Annotated in this window: 25 protein-coding genes; 4 read left to right on the forward strand and 21 right to left on the reverse strand. The window is 33.6% G+C overall.

Translation table 11 applies throughout. The annotated features are described in order from the left end of the window. The 6 genes from MK119_RS01355 to MK119_RS01380 all read right to left on the reverse strand — a co-directional run. On the reverse strand, window positions 1–1,145 hold a 1,145-nt coding region (locus MK119_RS01355), incomplete at its 3' end, for a HAMP domain-containing sensor histidine kinase (protein WP_290669924.1). Window positions 1,146–1,202: 57 nt separating this feature from the next. After that, window positions 1,203–2,207: a hypothetical protein gene (locus tag MK119_RS01360; protein WP_290669926.1), complete on the reverse strand. Its 1,005-nt coding sequence runs from the start codon at window positions 2,205–2,207 to the stop codon at window positions 1,203–1,205. Between the two features lie 556 nt (window positions 2,208–2,763). After that, entirely contained in the window at window positions 2,764–3,816 is a 1,053-nt protein-coding gene (locus MK119_RS01365; protein ID WP_290669928.1) for a hypothetical protein, read from the reverse strand. 52 nt (window positions 3,817–3,868) lie between these two features. After that, window positions 3,869–4,645 (reverse strand): hypothetical protein, encoded by a 777-nt coding sequence (locus tag MK119_RS01370; protein WP_290669930.1) that lies wholly within the window; start codon window positions 4,643–4,645, stop codon window positions 3,869–3,871. Beyond that, window positions 4,632–5,195: an RNA polymerase sigma factor gene (locus tag MK119_RS01375; protein WP_290669932.1), complete on the reverse strand. Its 564-nt coding sequence runs from the start codon at window positions 5,193–5,195 to the stop codon at window positions 4,632–4,634. The genes MK119_RS01370 and MK119_RS01375 overlap by 14 nt, the downstream gene beginning before the upstream one ends. 69 nt (window positions 5,196–5,264) lie before the next feature. Beyond that, window positions 5,265–6,242: a polyprenyl synthetase family protein gene (locus MK119_RS01380; protein WP_290669935.1), complete on the reverse strand. Its 978-nt coding sequence runs from the start codon at window positions 6,240–6,242 to the stop codon at window positions 5,265–5,267. A gap of 290 nt (window positions 6,243–6,532) precedes the next feature. Here MK119_RS01380 and MK119_RS01385 point away from each other — a divergent pair, with 290 nt between their 5' ends. After that, window positions 6,533–7,657: a choice-of-anchor J domain-containing protein gene (locus MK119_RS01385; protein WP_290669937.1), complete on the forward strand. Its 1,125-nt coding sequence runs from the start codon at window positions 6,533–6,535 to the stop codon at window positions 7,655–7,657. Window positions 7,658–7,803: 146 nt separating this feature from the next. Here MK119_RS01385 and rlmN read toward each other — a convergent pair whose 3' ends face one another. The 9 genes from rlmN to rsgA form a co-directional block, all read right to left on the reverse strand. Beyond that, window positions 7,804–8,844, reverse strand: coding sequence for a 23S rRNA (adenine(2503)-C(2))-methyltransferase RlmN (gene rlmN, locus MK119_RS01390; protein ID WP_290669939.1), 1,041 nt, complete (start codon window positions 8,842–8,844; stop codon window positions 7,804–7,806). 182 nt (window positions 8,845–9,026) lie between these two features. Further along, window positions 9,027–9,341: a hypothetical protein gene (locus tag MK119_RS01395; protein WP_290669942.1), complete on the reverse strand. Its 315-nt coding sequence runs from the start codon at window positions 9,339–9,341 to the stop codon at window positions 9,027–9,029. A 403-nt stretch (window positions 9,342–9,744) separates the two neighbouring features. Continuing rightward, window positions 9,745–10,800, reverse strand: coding sequence for a tRNA preQ1(34) S-adenosylmethionine ribosyltransferase-isomerase QueA (gene queA, locus MK119_RS01400; protein ID WP_290669944.1), 1,056 nt, complete (start codon window positions 10,798–10,800; stop codon window positions 9,745–9,747). A 78-nt stretch (window positions 10,801–10,878) separates the two neighbouring features. Continuing rightward, window positions 10,879–12,108 carry a 3-phosphoshikimate 1-carboxyvinyltransferase gene (locus tag MK119_RS01405; protein ID WP_290669946.1) on the reverse strand — a complete coding sequence of 410 codons (1,230 nt, stop codon included), beginning with the start codon at window positions 12,106–12,108 and terminating at the stop codon, window positions 10,879–10,881. Between the two features lie 76 nt (window positions 12,109–12,184). Next, window positions 12,185–12,511 (reverse strand): nucleotide pyrophosphohydrolase, encoded by a 327-nt coding sequence (locus tag MK119_RS01410; RefSeq protein WP_290669948.1) that lies wholly within the window; start codon window positions 12,509–12,511, stop codon window positions 12,185–12,187. A 123-nt stretch (window positions 12,512–12,634) separates the two neighbouring features. After that, window positions 12,635–14,674 (reverse strand): transglutaminase domain-containing protein, encoded by a 2,040-nt coding sequence (locus MK119_RS01415; protein WP_290669950.1) that lies wholly within the window; start codon window positions 14,672–14,674, stop codon window positions 12,635–12,637. Between the two features lie 31 nt (window positions 14,675–14,705). Continuing rightward, complete coding sequence (locus MK119_RS01420) at window positions 14,706–16,616, reverse strand: DUF3857 domain-containing protein (protein ID WP_290669952.1); 1,911 nt, start codon at window positions 16,614–16,616, stop codon at window positions 14,706–14,708. 109 nt (window positions 16,617–16,725) lie between these two features. After that, window positions 16,726–17,178: a D-aminoacyl-tRNA deacylase gene (dtd, locus tag MK119_RS01425; protein ID WP_290669955.1), complete on the reverse strand. Its 453-nt coding sequence runs from the start codon at window positions 17,176–17,178 to the stop codon at window positions 16,726–16,728. Window positions 17,179–17,181: 3 nt separating this feature from the next. Further along, window positions 17,182–18,135, reverse strand: a complete 954-nt coding sequence (rsgA, locus tag MK119_RS01430) for a ribosome small subunit-dependent GTPase A (RefSeq protein ID WP_290669958.1) — start codon at window positions 18,133–18,135, stop codon at window positions 17,182–17,184. Window positions 18,136–18,393: 258 nt separating this feature from the next. On the opposite strand from rsgA, the gene MK119_RS01435 reads away from it, so the two are divergent. Continuing rightward, window positions 18,394–18,645, forward strand: coding sequence for a hypothetical protein (locus MK119_RS01435; RefSeq protein WP_290669960.1), 252 nt, complete (start codon window positions 18,394–18,396; stop codon window positions 18,643–18,645). After that, window positions 18,642–18,824 (forward strand): hypothetical protein, encoded by a 183-nt coding sequence (locus MK119_RS01440; RefSeq protein WP_290669963.1) that lies wholly within the window; start codon window positions 18,642–18,644, stop codon window positions 18,822–18,824. The genes MK119_RS01435 and MK119_RS01440 overlap by 4 nt, the downstream gene beginning before the upstream one ends. A 70-nt stretch (window positions 18,825–18,894) precedes the next feature. On the opposite strand, the gene MK119_RS01445 is transcribed toward MK119_RS01440, so the two are convergent. The 4 genes from MK119_RS01445 to MK119_RS01460 form a co-directional block, all read right to left on the reverse strand. Beyond that, window positions 18,895–19,977: a bifunctional 3-deoxy-7-phosphoheptulonate synthase/chorismate mutase type II gene (locus MK119_RS01445; protein ID WP_290669966.1), complete on the reverse strand. Its 1,083-nt coding sequence runs from the start codon at window positions 19,975–19,977 to the stop codon at window positions 18,895–18,897. Between the two features lie 140 nt (window positions 19,978–20,117). Next, window positions 20,118–20,966, reverse strand: coding sequence for a prephenate dehydrogenase (locus MK119_RS01450; protein ID WP_290669968.1), 849 nt, complete (start codon window positions 20,964–20,966; stop codon window positions 20,118–20,120). A 5-nt stretch (window positions 20,967–20,971) separates the two neighbouring features. Next, complete coding sequence (locus MK119_RS01455; RefSeq protein WP_290669970.1) at window positions 20,972–22,120, reverse strand: aminotransferase class I/II-fold pyridoxal phosphate-dependent enzyme; 1,149 nt, start codon at window positions 22,118–22,120, stop codon at window positions 20,972–20,974. Further along, window positions 22,117–22,947: a prephenate dehydratase gene (locus MK119_RS01460; protein WP_290669972.1), complete on the reverse strand. Its 831-nt coding sequence runs from the start codon at window positions 22,945–22,947 to the stop codon at window positions 22,117–22,119. Before MK119_RS01460 ends, MK119_RS01455 begins: the two co-directional genes overlap by 4 nt. A 484-nt stretch (window positions 22,948–23,431) precedes the next feature. Here MK119_RS01460 and gldA point away from each other — a divergent pair, with 484 nt between their 5' ends. Continuing rightward, complete coding sequence (gene gldA / locus MK119_RS01465; RefSeq protein WP_290669974.1) at window positions 23,432–24,328, forward strand: gliding motility-associated ABC transporter ATP-binding subunit GldA; 897 nt, start codon at window positions 23,432–23,434, stop codon at window positions 24,326–24,328. Between the two features lie 112 nt (window positions 24,329–24,440). Here the strand turns inward: gldA and MK119_RS01470 are convergent, their stop codons facing one another. Beyond that, the gene (locus tag MK119_RS01470) at window positions 24,441–25,187 is read right to left on the reverse strand and encodes a head GIN domain-containing protein (RefSeq protein WP_290669976.1); all 747 of its coding nucleotides are present in this window, start codon (window positions 25,185–25,187) and stop codon (window positions 24,441–24,443) included. A 167-nt stretch (window positions 25,188–25,354) separates the two neighbouring features. Further along, on the reverse strand, window positions 25,355–25,702 hold the full coding sequence (locus MK119_RS01475; RefSeq protein WP_290669978.1) for a hypothetical protein: 348 nt from the start codon (window positions 25,700–25,702) through the stop codon (window positions 25,355–25,357). Between the last annotated feature and the right edge of the window lie 97 nt (window positions 25,703–25,799).

Here is a 25,799-nt window from a genome sequence, read left to right on the forward strand (position 1 = left end):
AACGCTTCCTTTCCATTATTCGAAATCAATAGCTGGTAATTTTTTTGCAAAATAGAAGCAATAAAATGTTGCATTTCATGATGATCTTCTACAATAAGTATCGTGTGTTTTTGTATGGCTTCTGTGATAGGATTCATACTTGCTGTAATAGCATCCATTGGTGTTGTTACTATTGGAATGATGGTATTTACATAGTCTTTTTGGGCTTTTTTATGTATATCCTCCAATGGAATGCTGACGGTAAATTGACTTCCTTTTTTCACTTCACTTTGTACTGTAATAGTACCGTTCATGAGTTCCACCAATTCTTTTACCAAAGACAAGCCAATGCCATAACCACCTTCTAGCGGTTTAGAAGTATCTTTACTTTGAAAATAGCGATCAAAGATATGGGGAATATCTGCTTTTGGAATTCCAATTCCTGTATCCTTTATTTTGATTGATAAGGCGTCTTGTGTGGTAAGCTTCCCGTTTATAGTAATTGTTCCACTAGCAGGCGTGTATTTCATTGAATTGGAAATAAGATTATTGATTACTTTTTCTAGCTTCTTTGTGTCAATGGTAGCATGATAGTTTTCCAAATCTTTACAACAAAAGTGAAAGTGTAGCTTTTTTTGCTGCATTAACGGTAGAAACTTTCGTAGGGTTGTATTCAAAAAAGTATCGATGTCGGTACTTTGTTGGTGAAGTTGGAGTTTTTTAGCTTTTAACTTTGACAAATCTAAAATATCATTCACCAATGTTTTTAACGAAGTGGTATTGTTCATTGCCATTTGTAGCTTCGATTTTGTAATGGCATCCAAAGTTTCTCCATTATTTTGTAAAGCCTGCTCTAAAGGGCCTTCAATAAGTGTGAGTGGTGTCTGCAGCTCATGCGTAATATTTGAAAAGAAGTTTGACTTTGCCTTGTCCAATTGTTTTAACTGCTTATTTTTTTCAGCAATATTGCGTGCAAATTTTATTCTCTTTCGTCTGTCTCTGTAAATAAAAAAAGCGCTCATAACTGCCATTACAAATAATGAAACGACACATAAAATTATTTTGTTCTTTGTGTTATTCTTTTCTTCTGCGAGTACTATATTTTTATCTCTTCTTTCAATTTCTAGTAAGGCGCTTTTTTTAAGTTGTTCTTCATTGGAGATCATTTTTTCAAATGAAACAATTTTTTCCAGTATAGCATTCGCCTTTTTGAAAAGTCCCTTCTATTTATACGCTTCATACAATAAATTTGCTGTCGCTAAATATCTCGGAGAAATACGTTCTTTATATGATAGATCAAAAGCCTTTTCGGCATATTGAATTTTTACTTCAATATTATTAGTTTTTCCACTAAGTATTGCTTTTAGGTAATAATAATTTAATAATAAGGCTGTATACTTGGCATCACTACTCAAAACTTTATACGCCTTTTTTAAACAGGTTTCCGCCTGTGTCACTTCCTCAATATCCACAAAAATGTGTGCTTTTTCTAAAAATATCATGGCCTGCCTAAAATCGAGCTTATTTCTTGTGGCAATAACCATTGCTTTTTGAATATGTGCTAAAGCAATTTCTGTATTTTTAAGTTCTCTATTAAATCGCGCACAGCGAAGATACACTATAGAAGATACTAATGCAGGATCAATTCCTTTTTTTTCAATATACTTAAATAAATGATCGTATTGTTTAATGGCAAGTTCATAGTTTTTTTGAGTGGCATATATACCTGCAGTTATCGTAGTTGCAATTTCACGCTGGAGAAAAAAATAATTAGGATCTTCAATATTTTCAGTTCTTGCAATAACAGCATTAAAATAGTCTAATGATGTTACCAAATCTCCCAAACCTTTGTAAGCAATTCCCTTTGAACAAGTAGCAGATAAAAATTGTTCTACATATTCTTTTGATTCTTTATTTTTAGTCAATGCCAAGACTTTGTCACTGTAATAAATAATACTATCATAACTAGCAGTTTTAAGATAATAGGTAGTGAGTGTATGAACCTCAATAATCTTGTTATAGATTCTAGCAGAGTCAATGGTACTTTTGGCAACACGTAGCATCTCAAACCCTTTGTGAAGTTCTTTTTTGTGCTGAGGTATGAGTGTTGTTTGAAAATTACCAGTTTCTGAAGTAGCAAGGTTTTTATTAGAGCAATACACGAAAAAAGGAAACCATAAAACACACCAGAAAATTTGTTTTTTTGATAAGCTTTTGTGAAATTTCATGAGTAGGTCAAATTGTCAATATCTAATTAAAGATAAATATTTTTTTTGATATATTGTCTTTCAAAACAATATATACTTTTCCTACTATTATTTGAAGTAAGTTAAAACCGTAATATGACAAAAAGTTTTTTTTTAGTGTATAAATAATTGAAAACCTCAATTGATTATGTTTAATCTTTCGGGGGAATTTTAAAAGAATCGTTAAACAAAAAAAGAACTACATTTCAATAAGTTTTAAAAACTATAAAATTAACTAAGGTAAAACCATAAAATTTTTATTGTTGATTTTTTTTTGAGAATTGTTATTGGAATAGCAACTAAAAATGACACAAAAAGTTAAGGGAGACAAGCTTTCAGAGTTTAAATATTTTAAAAATATGTTTGACAAATTTACCAACAAACATTCTATAAAATATATAAACAAAATTTTGATTTGGTTATTCATTGGAGACATCCAATGTAAAACGTCAGATTGAGTTTTTTTTCAAGCAATGAACACTTCAAATAAATCACAAATGCATCGCCGAAACTGATATTTTACATTGGATATTAATATTTAGAATACATCAAATAATATTCCAAGTGAAATATTACGTTGTTCAGTATTTGGACTTTTGAAGATTGGTGATAAGTCGTATTTACAATACAAACTCATGTCGTCCCATCCAATGTAGGCACCAACTCCGTATACAAAATTGTTGGTATTGAAGTTTCTACGAAATTCCTGATCTACTCGTTCTCCATTTTCTTTGTAACGTAACTTTTGTTTTACAGCCAGATTCACACCTACATAACCTCCAACTCCAAACTTAAATTTATTATTAGTGTAGTAACGAATGTATCGATCGGTTTCTTTTTTTCTAGATGGTCCAAATTCAAAGTATAATGGAATCGTCAAGTTTGTCATTCTGATTTTTGAACGACGCAAATCATTTGGAAACTCTTCCAAGGTTGTCAAATTTTCATTGTCAACAAAGAGGCGATTTCCCGTTGGTTTTAAGTTGTTATACTGTAAGGTTAATCCGTAGCGAAAACGTACAAAGTTGTGGTTTTTCGCAACACGTGTACTCCATAGAATTCCAAATTCAAAGAAACGTGATCCGCCAACTTTATAATCGGAATCTTGCAATGATACGCCATCCTGAATGGCATTATTCAACCCAAAAGCAAATACAATATCTGAGTATGTACGTCTATCATATCGCAACGCTCTCTTTTTTTTGATGCGTGTATCAAAGAGTTCTCCAAATCGGATGAATGATCCATATTCTTGCACATAGTAATCTGTTAGCATTTCGCGCTTTACTTTTGCCATACGATACTCAATCGTTGCTGCTGCTAGTTTTGCCGCTTTCTTTTTTTGTTTTTCGGCTTCTTGTAATGTAATTTCTCCTTTTTCGTATTTTTCATTTATTTGTTCTACTGAATATTTCAGCGCATCTTTTTCTTCCTGCGTAATAACACGAAGTCGTTCCGCCAGATATTTCTTCTCTTGCTCTTGTTTGATCGCAGTAGAATCCTGCCTCTTTTTAATTTCTTTTTGTTGCGCCTGCATGGTAAAATTTACACATAGGAATAGCAGGCATAAATACAAAGTACTTGTTTTCATGTTCGTTTTTTTAATGATGTTTGTTGATGATTTTTTCTAAATTATTGCGCTCTCAATCTTCCACAGCAACGGCTCTTTTTTTGACTTTTTCTTTGATAAGTTGAAATACTCTTTCTTTGAATGACATGTCTAATTCGTATTCTACGTCGTTTAACAATTCGTCTGCAGTTGCGAATAGTAAGACGTCAACATTTTCTTCTTTAATGTCTAATTCTCGTAATGATTGTTGTGCTTCTTGAAGCAATTGATCAATTTCTGCATTGGTCACTGATACTTTTTCTTCTTGTAACAATGCAACTATTGATTCTTTTAGTGTTGAATCAGTATTGGCAATTACTTCTTTTTGCGCGATTACTGTTTCTATTTTTGGTTGAATTTCTTTTTCTTTAATTGTAACTTCTTTTGGCAATTCCACTATCATTTGTTTTTTTGATTGTGGCACAATATTATTTTCTATTACTTTCTCTTTGCGATTGTTTGAAGCTTTTTCTTCAATGGCAATTTGTGTATTGTTTACGATTTCTTTCTGTTCTTTTTCTTCTAGTTTTGGATTGATGGTGTTTTGTAAATTTTCTTTTTTAATGATTGATTTTGAAGTATTATCTTCTTTTACAATCATGTCATCTCCAAGGTTCACAGTCGATTTGGCAAACATAAACACCAACATACTTATCAACAAAGCCAAACATGCAGCGTACACATAGTAAAACTTCTGTTTTCTATTTTTTTGATTGTTTGCATCTAGTTGTCCTGCGAGTTTTTCCCACGAATTTTCAGATGCTGTCAACCTACGCTCTTCTAATATGTCTTTAATTTCATGCGATTTCATTAGCTCTGTTTTTTTTTGATCGTAGTCGTGTTTGAAGCGTCTTTTTAGCTTTGAATAGCTGCGACTTTGATGTACTCACAGAAATATTGAGCATTTCAGCAATTTCTTGGTGCTTGTAGCCTTCTATTTCATACAAGTTGAATACAATTTTATAGCCTTGCGGCAAGGCATCTATTGCTTTTTGGATTTCTTCGACGCCAGCATTTACATTTACTTCACAGTCGGTGATTTTTGTGTAGCTTTCATTTTCTTCTACTGAAACGAGCGGATTCTTTTTTCGGAGAAAGGATATGGATTCTCTGACCATAATTCTTCGAATCCAACCTTCAAAACTTCCTTTGTTTTCGTAGCTTTTCAATTGTGTAAATACTTTGAAAAATCCTGAAAGCATTACTTCTTCGGCATCGTGAACGTTTGCAATGTAATACCTACAAACACTCAACATTTTTGGTGCATGTTGCGCATATAACGATTGCTGCGCTTTTCGGTCATTGCGCTTTGCTCGTTTTATGAGTTGTGCTTCTTGTAGATGTAATTGAATAACTTTCACTATGCAGGTTGTTTTCTATTAATATAGACGCAAATTTTATGCAAATGGTTGCCTGCGTGTGAAAAAAAATTATTTTTTTCTGTCAATCACGTAATTTACCATCAATTCTAAGGAATCTTTATATGTGGATTTCGGATAGGCTTTAAGCAGTTCGAGTGCTTTTTCTTGGTAAGCTTTCATTTGATTAATTGCATACTCTAATCCGCCATTTTTTTTCACAAAGTCAATAACTTCTTTGACTCTTTTTTTGTCTTTATTATGATTTTTGACAGAATTAATTGCCCATTTTTTTTCTTCTTTTGAGCAATGATTCAATGCATAAATCAACGGAAGTGTCATTTTTTGTTCTTTGATATCAATTCCTGTTGGCTTTCCAATTTGTGTTTCTCCGTAATCAAATAAATCATCTTTTATTTGAAATGCCATTCCAATAAATTCTCCGAACAAACGCATCCGTTCCACTTCTTCTTCAGGAGCATTTACAGATTGTGCTCCCATAGCACAACATGCTGCAACAAGTGTTGCCGTTTTTTGTCGGATGATTTCATAGTAGATTTCTTCCGTAATATCTAATCTACGTGCTTTTTCAATTTGGAGTAATTCTCCTTCACTCATTTCTCGAACTGCTACAGAGATAATTCGCAACAAATCAAAATCACCATTATCAATAGACAATAGCAATCCTTTAGACAATAAATAATCACCTACTAATACAGCAATTTTATTTTTCCATAGGGCATTAATCGAGAAAAAGCCTCTTCGCCTGTTAGAATCATCTACCACATCATCATGGACTAACGTTGCTGTATGAATCAGTTCTATTACAGAAGCGCCACGATATGTACGTTCATTTACCAATCCTTCTGACACCATTTTTGAAACCAAAAAGATAAACATAGGACGCATTTGCTTCCCTTTCCTATTTACGATGTAATGTGTAATTCTATTCAGTAAAGCGACTTTCGAAGTCATTGAATTGGAAAACTTTTTTTCAAAAAGTTCCATTTCCTTTACAATGGGTTGTTTTATCTGCGAAACTACTTTCATTATGGTGCAAAGATATTAACTAATTCTATGATTTTTAACCTTTTTAACAAGATTCGAACACTTGTATATGTAAATCATTGTATTATTTCAATTGTTTAGAATATAGTTGTGTAAAGATCATTATGCTTTGTTCTTTTATTGTTTTATAACTTTTCAGATTTTTTTTAAAGAGTTGTCATTTTTAAAACTGTTATACTGTTATACTGTGTGAAATATAAAAATACAAATAGAAGGCTAGAGTTGTATATTTTTTCATAACTTTATGTTGTTTAACACATAAAGCCTTGATTATGAAGAAAAATACTTTTTTATTATTATTACTTAGCTTTCAACTCGGATTTTCACAACTCACTGAAGATTTTGAATCTAGTACGACAATTCCGGCAGGATGGACAAGTTTTATTGGAACCAATGGTTTGGGAACTGTTCAAAATTGGCAAATAAATGATGCTGCAACCAATAATGTTGCTTTCGTTACTTGGGAAGCTGTTGTAGGTGGAAATGCTGAAGATTGGTTGGTAACACCACAATTTACTGTTGACGCCACTAACTTCATACTTTCCTTTGATCAATCGGATAGTTTTGCAACAGATTATGGTTCTACATTTACAATTAGAGTTTCTACAGGTATGAGTCAAACCACTCATGCAGATTTTGTCATTGTAGACACACAAACTGAAGCTGATGTTTGGTCTGGAGGACCTTTGGCGCAACACACAGTTGATTTGTCTGCTTATGTTGGACAAGCTATTTATGTAGCTTTTGTTCTGGAACAAAACGATGGTGACCGTTGGATTATTGATAACGTAGATATGATTGCTGATGCTACTGCACCAGACCCTGCTACGACTCCAACTCCAGCAGATACGGCAACTGGTGTTGTTATTGATCCTGCGGATGACAATATGGATGGAAGTCCTGATAATTCTGTAACTTTTGCCTGGGAAGCTGCAGTAACTGGTGATGCAGCAACTGCTTACGATGTATATTTAGGAGATTCTCCAGGAACACTCAATTTATTGGGAACACTTGGTAACACTACTGTAGACATTACAGGAATGGAATATTCAACTTTATATTACTGGCAAATTGTAGCAAAAAATGTTGGTGGAGAAGCTGTCAATTCTCCGGTTTGGAGCTTTACAACGCAATCTGATCCATTATCTGTGGAAGAGGTTAATACAGATAGTTTTAAGTATTATCCAAATCCAACTACTGGAATTGTACAGTTTGATAGTACACAACCAATTACTAATTTAGAAGTTATTAATTTATTTGGGCAGCAAGTAATTCGTGTTGACGAAACTGTTTTAGCTCATCGTCAAATAGATATTTCTTCGTTTAAAGCAGGAACTTATATTATGGTTGTTACTATTGGTGATTCTGTAAGTTCTTATAAAGTCGTCAAACAATAAGTTAAATTATTTATAAAAATATAGAAAGCCTTTAAAGTCGTTACTTTAAAGGCTTTTTTTGTTGGACTTTCTTAGACTTGTTAAGTATTTTTAAAATATATTTTTTTATTAGAAATTTAATTGATTTTCATATAACTTACCATGTACTATTCTTTATTTGCCAATTGTCCGCAGGCAGCATCAATATCTTTTCCTCTTGATCGTCTTACAGTTACGGTAATTCCATTTTGTTCTAATGAATCTACATAACGATCGATTGCTTTGTTGCTGGCTTGTTGGAATTCTCCATCGTCAATAGGATTGTATTCAATGAGATTGACTTTACTTGGAACATCTTTACAAAACTTCACTAAGGCATTGATATCTTTTTGCTGATCGTTGATTCCGTCCCATACTACATATTCGTAGGTAATTTTATTCTTTGTTTTATCATACCAGTATGCCAATGCTTCTTTTAAATCTTTTAACGGAAAGTGTTGATTGAATGGCATGATAGACGTTCTCACCTCATCAATTGCTGAATGCAACGAAACAGCCAATTTGAATTTGACTTCATCATCTGCCATTTTTTTGATCATTTTTGGCACACCAGAAGTAGATACTGTAATTCGTTTTGGAGACATTCCTAAACCTTCATCTGAAGTTATTTTATCAATTGCCTTTAGCACATTGTTGTAATTCATCAAAGGTTCTCCCATTCCCATGAATACAATATTTGATAAAGGTCTGTTATGATATAATCTGCTTTCGCGATCAATAGCAACTACCTGATCATAGATTTCATCAGGATTTAGGTTTCGCATACGCTTTAATCTTGCAGTAGCACAGAATTTACAGTCTAAACTACAACCTACTTGACTTGACACACAAGCTGTTGTTCGTGTTGCTGTGGGAATTAAAACAGACTCCACAATCAATCCGTCATGCAAGCGTACTGCATTTTTGATCGTACCATCATTACTACGTTGCATTTTGTCCACACGAATGTGATTGATGACAAAGTTTTCTTCCAGCATTTGACGCGTACTTTTAGAAATATTAGTCATATCTTCAAATTGATGTGCGCCTTTTTGCCACAACCATTCATAGACTTGATTTCCACGAAACGCCTTATCTCCTTGCGATACAAAAAATTCTCGAAGTTGTTCTTTTGTCAACGCGCGTATGTCTTTCCTCATTGCTTGCATGCTGCAAAAATAGGGAGAATTTACGAGTTTACAGATTTGTTAGCACATCAATATAATATTCACAAAATGAAACAATAAAACCATCAAACCAGACTTTATCTTTTTTTAATTTCGATCATCAATTCAAAATCAGCTATTGTTAGACCTTCTACGCCCGCGACTCCAATAACTACTTCGTAAGGTCAATTAATTGCATTTAAGCGTACTTTTTGTGTATGATCCTGAGTTTTCCCAAGCCTTTTACGATCCCATTTATAATCAGCTTCACAAGTAACACAACTGTTCAAATTTGTTGGTAATTGCTCGTTATTGACACCAACTTGATAAACATATAGACTAAAGTTATGTTTTTTGTTTTTTGGAATGACTTTGGTAAACATTTCTGAACGTCTTGGAATCGCTGTTGTATAAAACACATGGTTTCCAGAGAATTTTTGATTTTTGGTAGCAGGAAAACAAGCAACACTACTATTAGCTGCCCAAGATAAATCTGTCATCTTTTATACATCAGCTAAAGTTCTTGGCTGCGAAACTGTCCAGTTTGCTTTGTTTCTATATAAGTTATTTCTGTGTTGTGATTTTGCCCGAAGCTACAGGGCATCATGAACATATAGCAACAAATAAGAAGTATATTTTTTTCATTGTGTGATGGTTATAGTGATTTTTACAGAATGCATGTTATATCCAATGCACATTCTACGTAGTAAAGTAGGTAAAAACATATTTTTTGGAATTTAGCTTGTATTTTTGGCTTGTAATTTCTACAAATTACTAAACACAAACCTAGTTGCTTGTTTCAACACGTCTTTTGTAGACTTTCATTCTTTCCATTCATGTCAAGAAAAAACAAAATCCTGCCGGAAGACAGGATTTTTGAATATATTTTATGTGTTTTCTTTTTTATAGAATCAACATTGCATCACCATACGAATAGAATTGGTATCCTTCTTTGATAGCTTCGTCATACGCTTTTAGAATAAAGTCGTGACCTGCAAACGCCGAAACCATCATTAATAATGTTGATTTTGGTGTATGGAAGTTGGTAATCATACAGTTTGCAATGCTAAAATCATACGGAGGAAAAATAAATTTGTTTGTCCAGCCTTCATACTCATTCAATGTTCTTTCTGAAGAAACTGAACTTTCCAAAGCACGCATTACTGTAGTTCCAACTGCACATACTTTTCTTTTGTTTTTCTTGGCACTGTTTACAGTTTCTACTGCTTTTGGACCGATTTTTAATTCTTCTGAGTCCATTTTATGCTTCGATAAATCTTCTACTTCTACAGGGTTGAATGTTCCTAAACCTACGTGTAATGTAATTTCAGAGAAGTCAATTCCTTTGATTTCTAAACGCTTTAACAGGTGTTTAGAGAAGTGTAAACCTGCTGTTGGTGCTGCTACAGCTCCTTCTTCTTTTGCATAAATTGTTTGGTAACGCTCTTCATCTTCTGGCTCTACATCTCTTTTGATGTATTTTGGAAGTGGTGTTTGTCCAAGTTCGCTCAATTTTGCTCTGAATTCATCATACGAACCATCATATAAGAAACGTAAGGTACGACCTCTTGACGTTGTATTATCGATTACCTCAGCTACTAAACTTTCGTCATCACCGAAGTATAATTTATTTCCAATTCTAATTTTTCTTGCAGGATCAACTAACACATCCCATAAACGTTGTTCTTCGTTTAATTCTCTTAGTAAAAAGACTTCGATGCGTGCTCCTGTTTTTTCTTTGTTTCCAAAAAGTCTTGCAGGAAATACTTTTGTATTGTTTAACACCATTACATCGCCTTCATCAAAGTAGTCCACCAAATCTTTGAACTGTTTGTGTTCAATTGTTTGTTTTTCACGATTTAACACCATTAAACGTGCTTCATCTCTGTGCTCTGATGGGTATTCTGCTAATAATTCTACAGGAAGGTCAAAATTAAAATGCGATAGCTTTTTTGCCATAAGTCTTCTAAGTTATTTTTTAAGAACCGCAAATATACAATCTCAAAATAGGGGTTGTCAAGTATTTAGTGAGTTTTTTTATTTTTCTATGACTTCAACTCCTATGTTTTGTAAATCTCTCCAAAAATCTGGAAAGGATTTTGACACTACATCTGCTTTTTCAATATATAATGGAACACGCAATGCTAAGGGCGCAAATGCCATTGCCATACGATGATCTTTATAGGTTTGAATTGCAATGTCTTCGTTGATTGTTGATGCTTTGTGTAGATACAAAGATTCATCCGTAATGTCTACCGAAGCTCCCAATTTTTCTAGTTCAACTTTTAGTGCAACTAAACGATCTGTTTCCTTGATTTTTAAGGTGTGTAATCCTATCATTTTACATGGCAATTGCAATCCGAATGCTGTCACGGCAATTGTTTGTGCAATGTCTGGTGCATTTTTTAAGTCAAGCGTAATAGTTTCCTGAGATGCTTCTTTCGTTTTTGTTAGCGTGATGGTATTTTCACCAAAAACAGTTTCTACACCAAATAGTTTATAAATTTCTGCCAAGCATGAATCACCTTGTAGACTGTTTTGCTTATAGGCTGAAAGTTCAATTGTTGTTCCGATTTCGCTAAGTGCAATTAAACTATAAAAATACGAAGCAGAGCTCCAATCAGATTCTACGGTAAATGCTTTATTTTCTTCTGAAGCTTCAAATCGTTTTACGGTGATTGTATTTCCTTCAAAATTAGTTTTTACACCAAGATCATTCAATAACGAAAGTGTCATTTTTATGTATGGAACTGAGGTGATTTTACCATCTAGCGTAAGCGTTAGTCCATTTTCTAATGTTGGTGCAATTAATAGCAATGCAGAAATATACTGACTGCTCACATTGGCTGCTAATGTGACTTGGTTTCCTTTTAATTTTTGCCCTTTGATTTGCAATGGCGGATACCCTTCGTTGTTTGTATACTCAATAACAGCACCTAATTGTTGTAATGCTTCTACCAAAATTTTGACAGGACGTTCTTGCATTCGTGAAGAACCTGTTAGTCTTATTTCTTGTCCTTCTCGCGTGGCATAATACGCTGTTAAAAAGCGCATCGCTGTTCCTGCATGATGAATATCTTTTACGTTAGCTGTAGATTTTAGTGCTTTTTGCATTAAGGTAGCATCATCCGAATTGGAAATGTTTGTAATGCTAATGTTAGGATATAAAGCCTGTAAAAGTAATAATCGGTTGGATTCACTTTTAGAACCTGTTATGGCAATGATTGATTGCTTGTGAAGTGTTGATTTTTGTAGTTTTAGGTTCATTGTAATTTCTTATTTTTTGAGGAAATGCTTTATGTGATTCTGAATTCAATTCAGAATGACGCACCAAAACTTTTATTTATTTAAGTTTTTCGTTGTTGTGATGGCGATCGTGATCACGTTTGGTTTTTTTATCCATTTTTTTATCAAAGGCAGCTTGCAAGTCAATTCCTGTTTGATTTGCCAAACATAGTACAACAAACACAACATCTGCTAACTCTTCACCTAAGTCTTTATCTTTATCGCTTTCTTTTTCACTTTGTTCTCCGTAACGGCGTGCTATGATACGAGCCACTTCTCCAACTTCTTCTGTCAATTGCGCCATGTTAGTTAACTCATTAAAGTAACGAACTCCGTGTTCTTTGATCCATGTATCTACAGCTAATTGTGCATCTTTTAGATTCATAAAGTTTATTTTTTGATATAAAAAAATGACTTTATAAGAGGTTTATAAAGTCATTTGTAAAAATATAGCTTTTCAGCGAATTTTATGAGTTGTTTCCCAAGAAAGATTTACAGTTTTTTTCTACTATAATTTCTTCAATACTACTTTTTCTTTTTCCTTTTCTACCAGCATTTTGTAGAATTCGCGCAAGGCTCCATATTTGTCTGGTGTAATTACGGAAGAATTAATTTCTTTGGTCATTACCACACTAATCCCTACAGGTGTTTTGGAGATATTAAATGAATATGCTCCTAAACCTTCTGGCATTTTTACAGCACCAGCTTCTGGTATTGATTCCACTTCATAGCCTTCCGGCAATTGAATATTCATCATTATTTTTCGTTTCCAAGGATGTCCAAAATCAACAGGATACACACGCTCTTCTGCTTTGAATACATTTTCAGAAGTTGCTAAGAAGAATAGTGGCGAAAAGTACATTTTGTCTCCAATAATTTCTGCCTGTGCTTCCTTTTCAAACGAATATGATTCAAAAACAGGTTTTCCTATTTTTTTAAGGTTTTTTATATCGTGTTCAGCAATTTCTATATCTTCAATACTGTTTTCTAATTCTTCTAAATATGCTTCTTCATCAGCTTGCGAATACATTTCGCGGAAATTTAGTGCATTGTGAGATGTAAATTGCGTACGCTGCTTTCCTGTAAGATCTCCATTTTCATCTAAGGTAACATTGATCATGGTAGCATGTAATGCTGTTTGTTTAGGCATTAAACTAATTTGATTCCAACTTCCATCTTTACGAATCAATCTTCCTGACCAATTTAAAGCACGCATTGGTAATACGTTAGGCTCTCCGTAATAATTAGTGGCATCTAATAAAATAACTGCATCCTCTACTTCAATAGCAGCAATTACATAATTGAATCCGTTCAAACTTGGAAACATCGTAATTCCATGGGAACGTGTACTCAAAATAACTGGATTGGCATTGATGCCTGCATGACGCAACATCGCAGTTAGCATTAAGTTCATATCTGCTACATTTCCTGTTTTATCTTTGTATGCTTTTCGAACACCTTCATCTGCGTATTTTCCATATCTTCCATTCCACTTTACTCTGCCTCTTACATAATTATAAATCATGGCTGCTTTTTTCATATCCCCAGAAACACCAGCCACTAGATTATCTATGTCACTTTTAAAGTAGGATGTTTTGGTTAGTTGCCCTCCAAAATCATTACTCCTGTAAATTGTTTTTACCACATCATCCCAAGATTTTGCTAAGTATTGCGGAATATCGTTGGGCATTTGCACTTGTGCTAGTTCAAATTTTACAGCACTTCGGTAATTTTCAAGATTACTTACAAAGCTTTCGTCTTTTAATGCAGGAACATTTTTTAAGTTGAATTTTGTAATATTATAAGTAAATTCTATATCATCTTTCGAAAAAGTTGTTCTACTTGATCCACCACCACCTCCCCATGTGAGTCTTTTATTGCCATCCTGTCTGGAACTTCCTGTAAGGGTAATAGTTCCTCGACGTGTACTTTCTTTGGGTTGCAATTGAAAATAGCCTTTGTAATGTTTTTTATAGGTAAAATATTCATGTGCCTCAAAGGTCACTTCTATATGATTTACTGGAATTCCATATTGAAAATACACTTCATTGATATTTCCATAATACGGTGAGATCATTCTGTATTTGTACTCCACAACAGAACCTTCTTTTACATTTGGCATCGTTATCTTTTGTAGATCTACATATTCATTACGCTTTTCTTTAAAGATTCCACTTTTGCGTAATTTGGTATCTTCAATTTTACCATCTACTAAGTTATACGTATAGGCTTTTAATCCTGCAACTTTTTCTCGTTCTCCTCCACTTCCTTTGAACAATGGAATAGAATGATTTGCCATATCCAAACCATCTTTATTGTATATTTTGATACGTTTTTGGACATTGGTTTCTATTTGAAATCCTTCCCCTTGAATATAGCGCATTGTGATGTATGTCTTTTCATAAAGAATAGCTGCACTCGCTTCTGGATCATTTGGATGTTTTTTTTCTTCCAATTCAGCTTTCGACACTTCTCCAAATTCAAAGTCTTGCGCATGCATTGTTATAAAACCTAACAAAGCAAACACGAATAGCATTTGTTTTTTCATTTGTAATTATTGTTATTATTGGGTTAGGGTGTTATTTTTTGACTAATACAATTTTTGAACCATCGTATCGGACAATTTTCTTGATAAATTTTCGATAGTTTTTGTATTCTTCTTTTGGATACAATCCATCTTTTATTTTTATGGTTCTTTTGTATTGTAAAGTTTGATCGTCTTTTTTTGTGATACTGAATGTGTAGCTTCCAAATTTAGTTTCGTAGCTTATATCATCAGGGATTGCCTCTATCTTATATTCACTTGGCAATTTGATTTCATAGTCATCAATATCATAATATCCTCTTTGAATTTCTAGTGGAAATTTACGATTTCGATAACGGTCAGGAATACTTGTCGTTCTGTTTAGTGCATTGACTGCAAATAACATTCGATCACCTGTGGAAACTCCATAAGCATCTGCATTGAATGTTACCTTTTCTGTGAATACTATATTTTTTTTATCGTTTGTTAGTTCGATATTATCCACATTGACATTGCTGACTGTTTGGAAATATTGTTTGTATCGTTTGTCTTTTCTCACATCTGACCAATCTTCTATATAATAACGATTGTCGTACTGAATTCCTTCTGTTTTTATGGTGACATCTGCTTTTATATTTCCATTACTATCTAATGTGTAGGAGCCTGTGGTTTCCTGAAGGTTTTCTTCTGTAGTGTATTTTTTGGTATGTTTTAGTATTCCTCCTTGTGGTGTTACCACTAATACATTTCTATCATCCGTAAAATCGCCAATATGTCCAAAAGGAACTTTTTGACTCGTACATTCTAACCAAATATCATCGCCATTATTTGGTATGTTTAAGATGACGTGATTTCCTTGTCCCAAAGAAGCAAAGTCTTCATAGAAACTGGATATTTTTGTTCCGCCATATACAACAGTGTAATATGATTCAATTCCTGCAATTTTTAATAATGCCATCATATAGTTGGATAATCCTTTACAATCGCCATAACCGACTTTGTCCACTTCTTCAGCTTTTATCGGTTGATATCCTCCAATTCCAACTTGCACACTGATGTAACGTGTTTTTCCTTGCATAAATTCATAAATGATTCGTGCTTTTTCTCGGTCAGATTCAACACCAGCCACCATGCTTTCTATTTCTGCTTTCGTAGCAGCATCAACCGTTGCACGTCCATTTAGTAAATTTTGATGAATCCATGCACCTACTTCTTCCCAATTTTCAACTTCAGCAGGAATTCCTTCATAACTAAATTTACTGAGTGCAAGACGAACTCGCGGTTTTATACGAGCTTCTGCTGGACTGTATGCTTCTGGTTTTATTCCCGGAACATTTTCGATGATATACATCAAACTACCTTCTTTTTGATCTTTTATAACTCCATATTCTTCAAGATTGTGTTCTTTTTTATATAGTGTCAACGATAATGGATAGGTGATTTTATATCGACTTTTTTGAATTCCTGTATAGTAAGGAACAGGAGAATACCATGGCAAGTTTGATGTTTTTTTTGTATGAATTTCACTTGTAAATACTGCTGTAAAAGGATATGAAACAGGTGTATAATCTAAATATTTGTATCGCGAATCTGTATACATGGTCGCACCATCAACTGCACTTACATCTTCAAAGTCTTTTTGACGAATTTTCTTAATTTGCTTTCCAAACTTATCATAAATTCGAACTTCTAAATTTTTTACACGTCTGTTATTATCATAGTACACTTGCGCTCCAATTTTCCCCAATCCATTTTCGTTTAGTACCGTAACAATACGTTTTTCGGAGATTGTCATATCGTCAATTGCTTCTACTTTGACGAGTGTTTCATCTAAGCGAACTACTGCATTTGCATTTTTTGTAAGTTCTTGTGGAAGTGTAAGGTAACTAATGAGTTCCTTATCTTGGGCTTTTGCTGTATATAAAGAACATAGCAGGACAGCAATTGCCAATATTTTTAAGTGCATAGGTATTTATGTGTTTTAATATTCGGGTGAATACGATACGAATATAAGAAAAGTAATCCATTAAAAGGAAGAAAGTTAATAAGCGTTACAAAAAGTTAATAAACGCTGTTTACTCTTTGTTCTTTGTGTCAATTATAATAGTTACAGGACCATCGTTAAGCAATGCTACTTTCATATCGGCAGCAAAGATTCCTGTTTGGACTTTTTTACCAAGATCTTTTTCTAGTTGTGTAACAAATGCTTCATACATTGGAATGGAAACATCAGATTTTGCAGCTTTCATATAGCTTGGACGGCTTCCTTTTTTGGTACTTGCATGTAGTGTAAATTGACTCACTACAATTGCTTCACCATTTGTATCTAACAAAGACGTATTCATTACTCCATTTTCATCGTTGAAGATGCGCAATCTTGCTACTTTATTAGAAAGCCATTTTACATCATCGTGTGTATCTTCGTGTTCAACTCCAAGAAGAATCAATAATCCATTACCAATATTGGCTACTTTTTTTTGATCTACGGTAACGCTTGCTTCTGTAACTCTTTGTATGACTGCTTTCATGTATTACTGTTCTTTAAATTCGTCAACACGGTAATTACTTTCATCTCCTTCAATCATTTGCACATAGCTTTTGTAACGTGACCAAGCAATTTCGCCATCTTCAACTGCATCTTTTATAGCACATTTTGGCTCTTCTAGGTGAATACAGTTATTGAATTTACATTCGTTTTTTAAAGCCAAAAATTCAGGAAAGTAATCGCCTATTTCATCTTTTTCCATATCTACAATTCCAAAACCTTTGATTCCTGGCGTATCAATGATTTTTGCTCCAAATTCTAAGTCGAACATTTCGGCAAAAGTTGTGGTATGTTGTCCTTGTTTGTGTTGCTCCGAAATTTCTTTAGTTTTTAAGTTGAGTTCAGGAGCAATAGCATTTACTAAAGTAGATTTCCCTACACCAGAATGTCCTGCAAACATACTTACCGTATCTTTCATTCGATGCTTTATAGCTTCTACATTTTCTCCTTCTTTGGCAGATATTTCAATACATTCATATCCAATAGTTGCATAAATATCTTTGAGATACATTACTTCAGCACGTCTTTCAATTTCTGCATAGGTATCAATTTTATTAAAAACTAATACACAAGGAATTGAATAGGCTTCTGCAGTTACTAGAAAACGATCTATAAAGCTTGGAAATGTCGGTGGATTGTCAATTGTAATCAATAAAAAAACTTGATCAATATTTGACGCAATGATATGTGTTTGTTTGGATAGGTTGACTGATTTACGAATGATGTAGTTTTTACGATCAAAGATTTCATCGATGATACCAGTTTCCGTATTGTTCTTAGTTTCTAGAGTAAAATGCACTTTGTCACCAACCGCAATAGGATTTGTACTTTTTATTCCTTTAAGTCTAAATTTCCCTTTGATTCTACACTCGTATTCCTCACCGTTTTCGGTTTTCACCAAATACCAACTTCCCGTAGATTTATAAACAGTTCCTATCATTGGCGCAAAGATCAAGATTATTCTTAAAAATAACAAAGCTTTACAGGTTGGTTTTTAAAGAAATAGCCTGTTAAGTGCAAATACAGATTTATTTTGATACATAAAAGTTTTTCTATTTCACTTTCATAAACCATCAACAACATATTTTCACATTTTCAACAACTTACCTTGTTTTCATAAACCATCAACAATGTTTCTTTTTTCACAAAAATATTCTGATTTGCTTTGAATCATTGTAAACCTAAAAGCATTTAAATTATGAAAAAACGTAATCTTAAAAATTTACATTTAAACAAAACGTCCATCTCTAATTTGCGTGGAGGATTAGATATTGGCACAATTCCAACAATTACAGTTCCTAATTCGAATCAGATTGGTTGTTGGTCAGATGACATACACTCTTGTCCAAGTGAATATCGTACAGCTTGTGAACTAATAGTGAATGAAACATGCCATATTGAATGCGAATCTATACATGTTCCATCTGAAGTACATATAAATACTTTATGAAAAAGCGAAGTTTACAAAGTTTGAAATTGAACAAAAAATCGATTTCTAATTTTTTGATAATAGGTGGATTGGATTCAGAAAATCCTAGCAATCCAAGCGAAGAAGTCATGAATATTTTACCTATTGAAGGATGTTTGCCTGCGTCTGTACTTCAAAATACAGATTGCACTTGTGCCTAACTTTTGGTAGTAATTATTGAAAAAGCGAGCTTGTTAGGCTCGCTTTTACGTTTTTATTTTTTTGAGATTATTATTGATTCATAATCTTTTCTTGATGGTTAATTGACTCTTGGTGAATCGCTTTAAACATACGTAATACAAACTCTTCACTCAATTGATTTTGTTCTCCTTCTAGAATCATTTTTCCTAGAATTTCATTCCAACGTCTGGTTTGTAAGATGGCAACGTTTTTATCTTTTTTCAAAGCTCCAATTTTGTCTGCCACTTTCATACGTTTCCCTAATATTTCTATTAATTGATGATCGATCACATCAATTTGTGTACGAAGTGTGTTTAACGCATTTCTATACGCAGCTTCGGTATCGGTTTCTTTTCTAATTCTCAAATCCTCCATGATGTCAACCAAACGGTTAGGAGTTATTTGTTGCTTAGCATCACTCCAAGCGTTGTCTGGATCAAAATGTGTTTCTACCATTAATCCGTCATAGCTTAAATCTAATGCTGTTTGGCAAAGATCAAAAATGATATCTCTGCGACCAGCAATATGTGATGGATCTAAGATTAATGGTAAATCTGGGAAACGATTTTGCAATTCAATTGGAATCTGCCATTCTGGATTGTTTCTGTAACGTGTTTTTTCATAGGTTGAAAATCCTCTGTGAATTACACCAAGTTTTTCAATATTAGCAGAATGCAAGCGTTCTACAGCTCCTAACCACAACGCTAAATCAGGGTTTACAGGGTTTTTAACTAATACAATTTTATCAGTACCATTTAAGGCATCTGCAATTTCTTGAACGATGAATGGACTTACTGTAGAGCGTGCTCCAATCCACAATACATCGATATCGTGCTCTAATGCTAAACGTACGTGTGTTGCATTGGCAACTTCGGTCGCTGTCAACATTCCTGTTTCTTCTTTGGCTTTTTGCAACCATTTTAGTCCTAAGGCACCAACTCCTTCAAAGTTTCCTGGACGCGTACGTGGCTTCCAAATTCCGGCACGTAATACAGTAGCATCTGTGTCTTTAAGTTGATGTGCTATTTTTAATACTTGATCTTCTGCTTCTGCGCTGCATGGTCCTGCGATTACAATCGGGTGTTCTAATCCGAAGGCGTTTAACCAGTTTCTGAGTTCTTTTGTATTCTCCATGATTATCTTTTTATTTTTTATGTCTTCTGTTGATGTCTCTATTTGTTTTTTTCACTTACGTGAGATTTGTTCTTTGTGTATATGTCTGTTCGTTTATTTGTTGATCTGTTTTTTTCTGTCTCAAAGAAATTCTCAAATCATTATTCGATTCCTTTTAATATTTTTTTTAAGTGATTTGTATTTTCCATCTCTTTATAAATTCCTTCAAAATTGTCTTGCAGCATCAGGCTTTTGAATTCCTGTAAATTGGCTATGTATTCATCAAGCGTTTCGATGACATTGGTTTTGTTTTGCTCAAATATTGGTGTCCACATGGTTGGCGAGCTTTTTGCCAAACGGACTGTGGAAGCAAATCCACTACCTGCTAAATCGAAAATATCGCGTTCGTTCTTTTCTTTTTCAATCACTGTTTTTCCTAACATAAACGAACTTATGTGCGACAAATGCGATACATACGCAATGTGCTTGTCATGCGATTTTGGATCCATATAGCGAATGCGCATTCCTAAGTTTTTAAACATCTCCAACGCTTTTTCTTGCAAGCTAAATGCTGTTTTTTCCACTTCGCAAATGATGTTAGTTTTTCCATCAAACAATTGTTTTACAGCAGCAGATGGTCCTGAAAATTCAGTTCCTGCAATTGGATGTGCTGCTAAAAAATTGCGCCGTTTTGGATGCGCTGCAATGCTATAACATATTTTTTCTTTTGTGGAACCTGCATCAATTACCAGAGCGTCATCGTTTATGGTATCTAATACTTCCTGAATGATTTTTATAGAAGCATGTACAGGAATTGTGACAATGACAATATCAGCATTTTGCACATTTTGAATTGTAGCTTTTTCATGAATTAACTGTCTTTGCAGTGCTTCTTCTAAATGTGCATCATTTACATCAATTCCATAGATCGTTGCTTCTGGATATGTTGATTGAATATCCAGTGACATACTTCCGCCTATGAGTCCAATTCCTATGATGTATACGTTCATTTTATTTATACTATTCTATTAATAACTTCTTTTATTTTTTCTTCTGTTACACAAAGTGAAAATCGAACATATCCTTCGCCCTGTGTTCCAAATATACTTCCAGGAGTAATGAATACATCCTTTTCATATAATAGCTTGTCTACAAATGCTTCTGAAGTGAGTTGATTGTTTGCTGGTAGTTTTGCCCATACAAACATTCCTGCAGTTTCTGTGTCGAATTCACAATGTAATTTTGTTGCTAATTCCCATATAAGTTTACGACGTCTTTGGTATATTTTGTTGAGTTCAGAAAACCAATCTTTGGAACTTGCTAATGCTTGAATAGCTCCTTTTTGAATTCCATAAAACATTCCTGAATCCATATTACTTTTTACTTTGAGTACATGTTGAATATGTTCCGCTTTTCCCATGACCATTCCTGTACGCCAACCAGCCATATTGAATGATTTACTGAGCGAATTCAATTCTAATGCAACTTCTTTTGCACCATCAATACTAAGAATACTAATTGGTTCATCATTTAAAATAAAGCTATACGGATTGTCGTTTACGATGAGAATTTGATGCTTTTTGGCAAATGCAATTAATTTTTCAAAAAATGTTTTTGTCGCCTTTGCTCCCGTTGGCATGTGTGGATAGTTAATCCACATGAGTTTCACCTTGCTTAAATCTTGTTGTTCTAACTCCTCTAAATTTGGCAACCAACCATCGTTTGCATCCAAATTATAATAGTTTGGAATGGCGCCTAGAAGTTTTGTAACAGACGTATAGGTCGGATAACTTGGATTGGCAATTAAGACCTCATCTCCTTCATCTAAGTATGCCATCGAAATGTGCATAATTCCTTCTTTGCTTCCCATAAGCGGCAATACTTCTGTATCGACATCAAGTGTGACGCTGTAATTTCTTTTATAAAAATCTGCAATGGCAGTTCGCAATCCTGGAATTCCTTGATAGCTTTGATATTTGTGTGCCATTTCATCGTGTAAACTTGCTTCCAAAGCAGCTACTACAACTGTTGGCGGTTGTAAATCGGGGCTTCCAATTCCGAGATTGATAATAGTTTTACCCGCAGCAACTAGACCACGAACTTCTCTTAGCTTTCGTGAGAAGTAGTATTCTTCTACGATATGTATACGTTTTGCTGGAATCATGCGGTTCGTTGATTTTTGTAGGTTCCTAATACTTTAAGACTTGTAGACATTATTTCTAATACAGAGATCGCTTTGGTATAATCTTCATAATCATTAAAAGTAACATCTACAAAAAATGCATATTTCCAAGGCGTTTCAATAATAGGTAGTGATTGTATTTTGGTTAGATTCAGTTTGCAATCGCTCATTACATTTAAAACGGTTGCTAAACTTCCTCTTTTGTGATCTAATTCGAGTCGTAACGAAGCTTTGTTTATTTGCGAAACATCTTCTATTGGTTTTTGCTTTTGCAGAATTACAAAACGTGTTTCATTGGTTTTGATCGTTTGAATTTCGGATGAAAGTACATTTAGCCCAAATAATTCCGCTGCTGTTTTTGTTGCTATTGCTGCAACACCTCGTTGTTGTTGTTCTTGAATTCTTCTTGCCACTGCAGCTGTATCTAAATCTTCTACCAATTTGATATGTGGATATTGCTTGAAAAATTCTTTGCATTGTAACAGCGCCATAGGATGCGAACATACTTCTATAATATCTTCAATAGCTTGATTGGGCAATGCCATTAAATGATGATGGATATTTAAGTAGTATTCACCATTGATATGAATGTTATTTGCATCAATTAAGGCATAGTTTGGTATGATTGAACCTGCAATGGTATTCTCCAAAGCCATGATCGCATAACTACTTTTTTCATGTGTTAAACTATGTACCAATTCATCAAAAGACAAGCACTCATCTAACAGTACTTGTTCTCCAAAATAAAGTTGTGCTACTTTATGATGATTAGATCCTTGAACTCCTTGTATTGCAATTGTTTGTTCCATTTATTATCGTTATGAATCAATAACTTATCTTGATTTTTTATTCTTTCTGAAAAGTAGTACAAATTCATTCAGATGCTGCTACTCTTTTTAGTAGTATGCTCATAAAGCACTGTTTTTGAATAAATTTCCATCTATTTTCAATTGTATCGTAAGATTCAAGATGAGTACAAAAAAAAAGTTCCGAATATGATTCGGAACTTTTTTTATATGTTTGATACATTACTTAACTATATAACATAGAGTTCCGACTTCTCTTTAAAGAAGTAAAAATATCCTTGCCAAAAATAGTTTGTATTGTACATCGTTGTCTCTTATTTACTTAGCTAAAGTATAGATTAATTTTTATAATCAAAATCGTTTTCCAATATTTTTTAAAGAAAAACGTTTTTTGCAATAAACCATCGTATTTTTTGTTTTTATTTAATATAAAATGGCAAAATACTGATAAAAATTTATGTAATTTTGATTCTCAAATTCTTGTAATATGTCTATTGTAGTTGAAAATATCACAAAAACGTACGGCGAACAAAAAGCGTTGAATTCGGTTTCTTTTCATGTTACTAAAGGAGAAATTGTTGGTTTTTTAGGTCCCAATGGAGCTGGAAAATCTACCATGATGAAGATTTTGACAACATATTTGAAAGCTACTTCTGGAAATGCTTCTGTAAATGAGTTTGACACCGAAACTGAAGCACGAAATGTACAAAAGAGTGTTGGATATCTTCCAGAGCATAATCCGTTGTATTTGGATATGCATGTACGAGAGTATCTGGCTTTTAATGCAAATGTATACAAGGTTTCTAAATCGCGTATCAATGAAGTGATTGAAATGACAGGATTGTTACCTGAATCTAAGAAGAAGATTGGTGAACTATCTAAAGGATATCGTCAGCGTGTTGGTTTGGCAAATGCGTTACTACACGATCCGGAAGTATTGATTTTGGATGAACCTACAACTGGACTTGACCCAAATCAATTGACAGAGATTCGAAATTTGATTACTTCTATCGGAAAAGAGAAAACTATTTTTCTATCTACACATATTATGCAAGAAGTGGAAGCGCTTTGCGATCGTGTGATTATTATTAATAAAGGAGAAATTGTCGCAGATACCACTTTAGCTAAACTTCAAAACAATCAAGAACAAGTAATTGAAGTAGAGTTTAACTACCGTGTTGAAGATGTGTTACTCCAACAAATTCCACATGTAACCAAGATTGTGAATACGCGTGATTTGATCTATGAAATTACATTTAGTACAACAAAAGATATGCGTCCGGCAGTATTTGACTTTGCGCACGACCATCAATTAAAGACGTTACAAATTAATCAGAAGAATAAGAATTTGGAAAGTTTGTTTAGAGAGTTGACAGCTTCTTAGACATACTTTGCTTATTGATTGCTTCGCAACTAGATTCCTTGGACAGCTTTCGCCATTAGAATAATTTGTGTTTTGTCAATTTTTAAATTCGTATTTTGTTTATTTGACTAAATCAATCTTGAAAGATTAGACTTCCTGTATAATGCGCTGTAAAATCTATTACTGGCGGACGATTGACAGCAATAACATCTCCTGTGCCAAAAATTTCGCCTGAAAGTTCTTGTTGCGGATTTATGATGATATCATTACTTCCACGAGAAGAAATAATGACTTTTTCTGCATTAAAATCTGCCGCTTCTACTCTAGAATTTCCGCCTGGAAAGCTAATTATAAATTCGTCCGTACTCCCTGAAATAAATAGATTGGACAGATTGTTGAATACTATCTTTAGTTCCTGATTTTGCAGTTGTAATCTAAAGTTTCCAGAAGCCGCACTTTCATTGGTAAAATTTTCGGAAATCAATTCTAAGTTTGGAAATGTCAAGATTCCTTCCGAACGTACTTCGAATTGCGTTTTGCTTAGAATTTCTGTGATGTTTGGCGCCGTTACATATATTGTGGTGATTCCGTAGTTTCGGAAATAATTACAATCATTATTATCTGATAAAAACAAGGTTTCACCAACTACTTTTGCCTCTACATCATTTAGAAGATTTGCTCCAGTTTCTATTGTTACTTCTTGGTTGACGCCTTCTTTTATGACTAATGTAATATCTTCTCCCACTTCTATTTTGGAAAAATCAGCAACCGTTATTGTTTCTGACATTATACTGCCTGAGGTTTGAAAACAATCGTTTGCATCTTCTTTATTACAAGAAATACACAAAACCGTTATAAGTAAGAAGTATATTTTTTTCATTCTTTATATCTTAATGCTTTACCATTTTCGTTTCATTTTGTCTGCAGTCTTATTAAAGTTTAAAAAATAAATTACAGACACTATATGTTTGCTTACGTTTGGCATATCTTTATTTGTTATGGCCATATTAAAAGCATAGGTCAATTTTAAATCTCCTGAAGCGAGTCCTATTTCTGGTCGTACACTAAACTATTGTTATGATTCATGTCAAAATACCAAGGAAGACTCATTCCAAAATTAAAATAATAAACATTTGCCCAAACAGCTGCTTTTGGAGCAATTACATAATCTTTATTTATATAATGTTCCGTTGTTAATGAATATCCTAATCCTGCAACAATTGGTATTTTAGAATCTAAGTTTTCTTCCCATAGATATTGAAAATAACCAATTTCAAACATCGTTTCTCTTGCGCCATGAACACCAAATAAGATTCCTTCTAATTTTGGTTCGCTTCGGAAAAGTTTCCATATCGTAATCTTCTCCTGATCTTCAACTGACAGTGTTTGCGCCATCCCAAACTAACACATTACCACTAATAGGAACGCGCCAAATACAACTCTTTTTTTCATCTTTTTGTTTTTTGATTGTTATCTTAAAAAGTTGCGAATA

This window comes from Kordia sp., assembly GCF_022447245.1.
GTDB lineage: Bacteria > Bacteroidota > Bacteroidia > Flavobacteriales > Flavobacteriaceae > Kordia.

Coding starts and splice junctions, on each gene's coding strand:
- MK119_RS01395 (WP_290669942.1), bottom strand. CDS start 9,341: ATGACAGATTTATCTTGGGCAGCTAATAGTAGTGTTGCTTGTTTTCCT.
- MK119_RS01410 (WP_290669948.1), bottom strand. CDS start 12,511: ATGAATCTAAAAGATGCACAATTAGCTGTAGATACATGGATCAAAGAA.
- rlmN (WP_290669939.1), bottom strand. CDS start 8,844: ATGCAAGCAATGAGGAAAGACATACGCGCGTTGACAAAAGAACAACTT.
- MK119_RS01450 (WP_290669968.1), bottom strand. CDS start 20,966: ATGAACGTATACATCATAGGAATTGGACTCATAGGCGGAAGTATGTCA.
- MK119_RS01420 (WP_290669952.1), bottom strand. CDS start 16,616: ATGCACTTAAAAATATTGGCAATTGCTGTCCTGCTATGTTCTTTATAT.
- dtd (WP_290669955.1), bottom strand. CDS start 17,178: ATGAAAGCAGTCATACAAAGAGTTACAGAAGCAAGCGTTACCGTAGAT.
- gldA (WP_290669974.1), top strand. CDS start 23,432: ATGTCTATTGTAGTTGAAAATATCACAAAAACGTACGGCGAACAAAAA.
- MK119_RS01475 (WP_290669978.1), bottom strand. CDS start 25,702: ATGGCGCAAACACTGTCAGTTGAAGATCAGGAGAAGATTACGATATGG.
- MK119_RS01455 (WP_290669970.1), bottom strand. CDS start 22,120: ATGATTCCAGCAAAACGTATACATATCGTAGAAGAATACTACTTCTCA.
- MK119_RS01440 (WP_290669963.1), top strand. CDS start 18,642: ATGAAAAAGCGAAGTTTACAAAGTTTGAAATTGAACAAAAAATCGATT.
- MK119_RS01460 (WP_290669972.1), bottom strand. CDS start 22,947: ATGGAACAAACAATTGCAATACAAGGAGTTCAAGGATCTAATCATCAT.
- MK119_RS01370 (WP_290669930.1), bottom strand. CDS start 4,645: ATGAAATCGCATGAAATTAAAGACATATTAGAAGAGCGTAGGTTGACA.
- queA (WP_290669944.1), bottom strand. CDS start 10,800: ATGGCAAAAAAGCTATCGCATTTTAATTTTGACCTTCCTGTAGAATTA.
- rsgA (WP_290669958.1), bottom strand. CDS start 18,135: ATGATAGGAACTGTTTATAAATCTACGGGAAGTTGGTATTTGGTGAAA.
- MK119_RS01445 (WP_290669966.1), bottom strand. CDS start 19,977: ATGGAGAATACAAAAGAACTCAGAAACTGGTTAAACGCCTTCGGATTA.
- MK119_RS01405 (WP_290669946.1), bottom strand. CDS start 12,108: ATGAACCTAAAACTACAAAAATCAACACTTCACAAGCAATCAATCATT.
- MK119_RS01385 (WP_290669937.1), top strand. CDS start 6,533: ATGAAGAAAAATACTTTTTTATTATTATTACTTAGCTTTCAACTCGGA.
- MK119_RS01435 (WP_290669960.1), top strand. CDS start 18,394: ATGAAAAAACGTAATCTTAAAAATTTACATTTAAACAAAACGTCCATC.
- MK119_RS01380 (WP_290669935.1), bottom strand. CDS start 6,242: ATGAAAGTAGTTTCGCAGATAAAACAACCCATTGTAAAGGAAATGGAA.
- MK119_RS01360 (WP_290669926.1), bottom strand. CDS start 2,207: ATGAAATTTCACAAAAGCTTATCAAAAAAACAAATTTTCTGGTGTGTT.
- MK119_RS01415 (WP_290669950.1), bottom strand. CDS start 14,674: ATGAAAAAACAAATGCTATTCGTGTTTGCTTTGTTAGGTTTTATAACA.
- MK119_RS01470 (WP_290669976.1), bottom strand. CDS start 25,187: ATGAAAAAAATATACTTCTTACTTATAACGGTTTTGTGTATTTCTTGT.
- MK119_RS01365 (WP_290669928.1), bottom strand. CDS start 3,816: ATGAAAACAAGTACTTTGTATTTATGCCTGCTATTCCTATGTGTAAAT.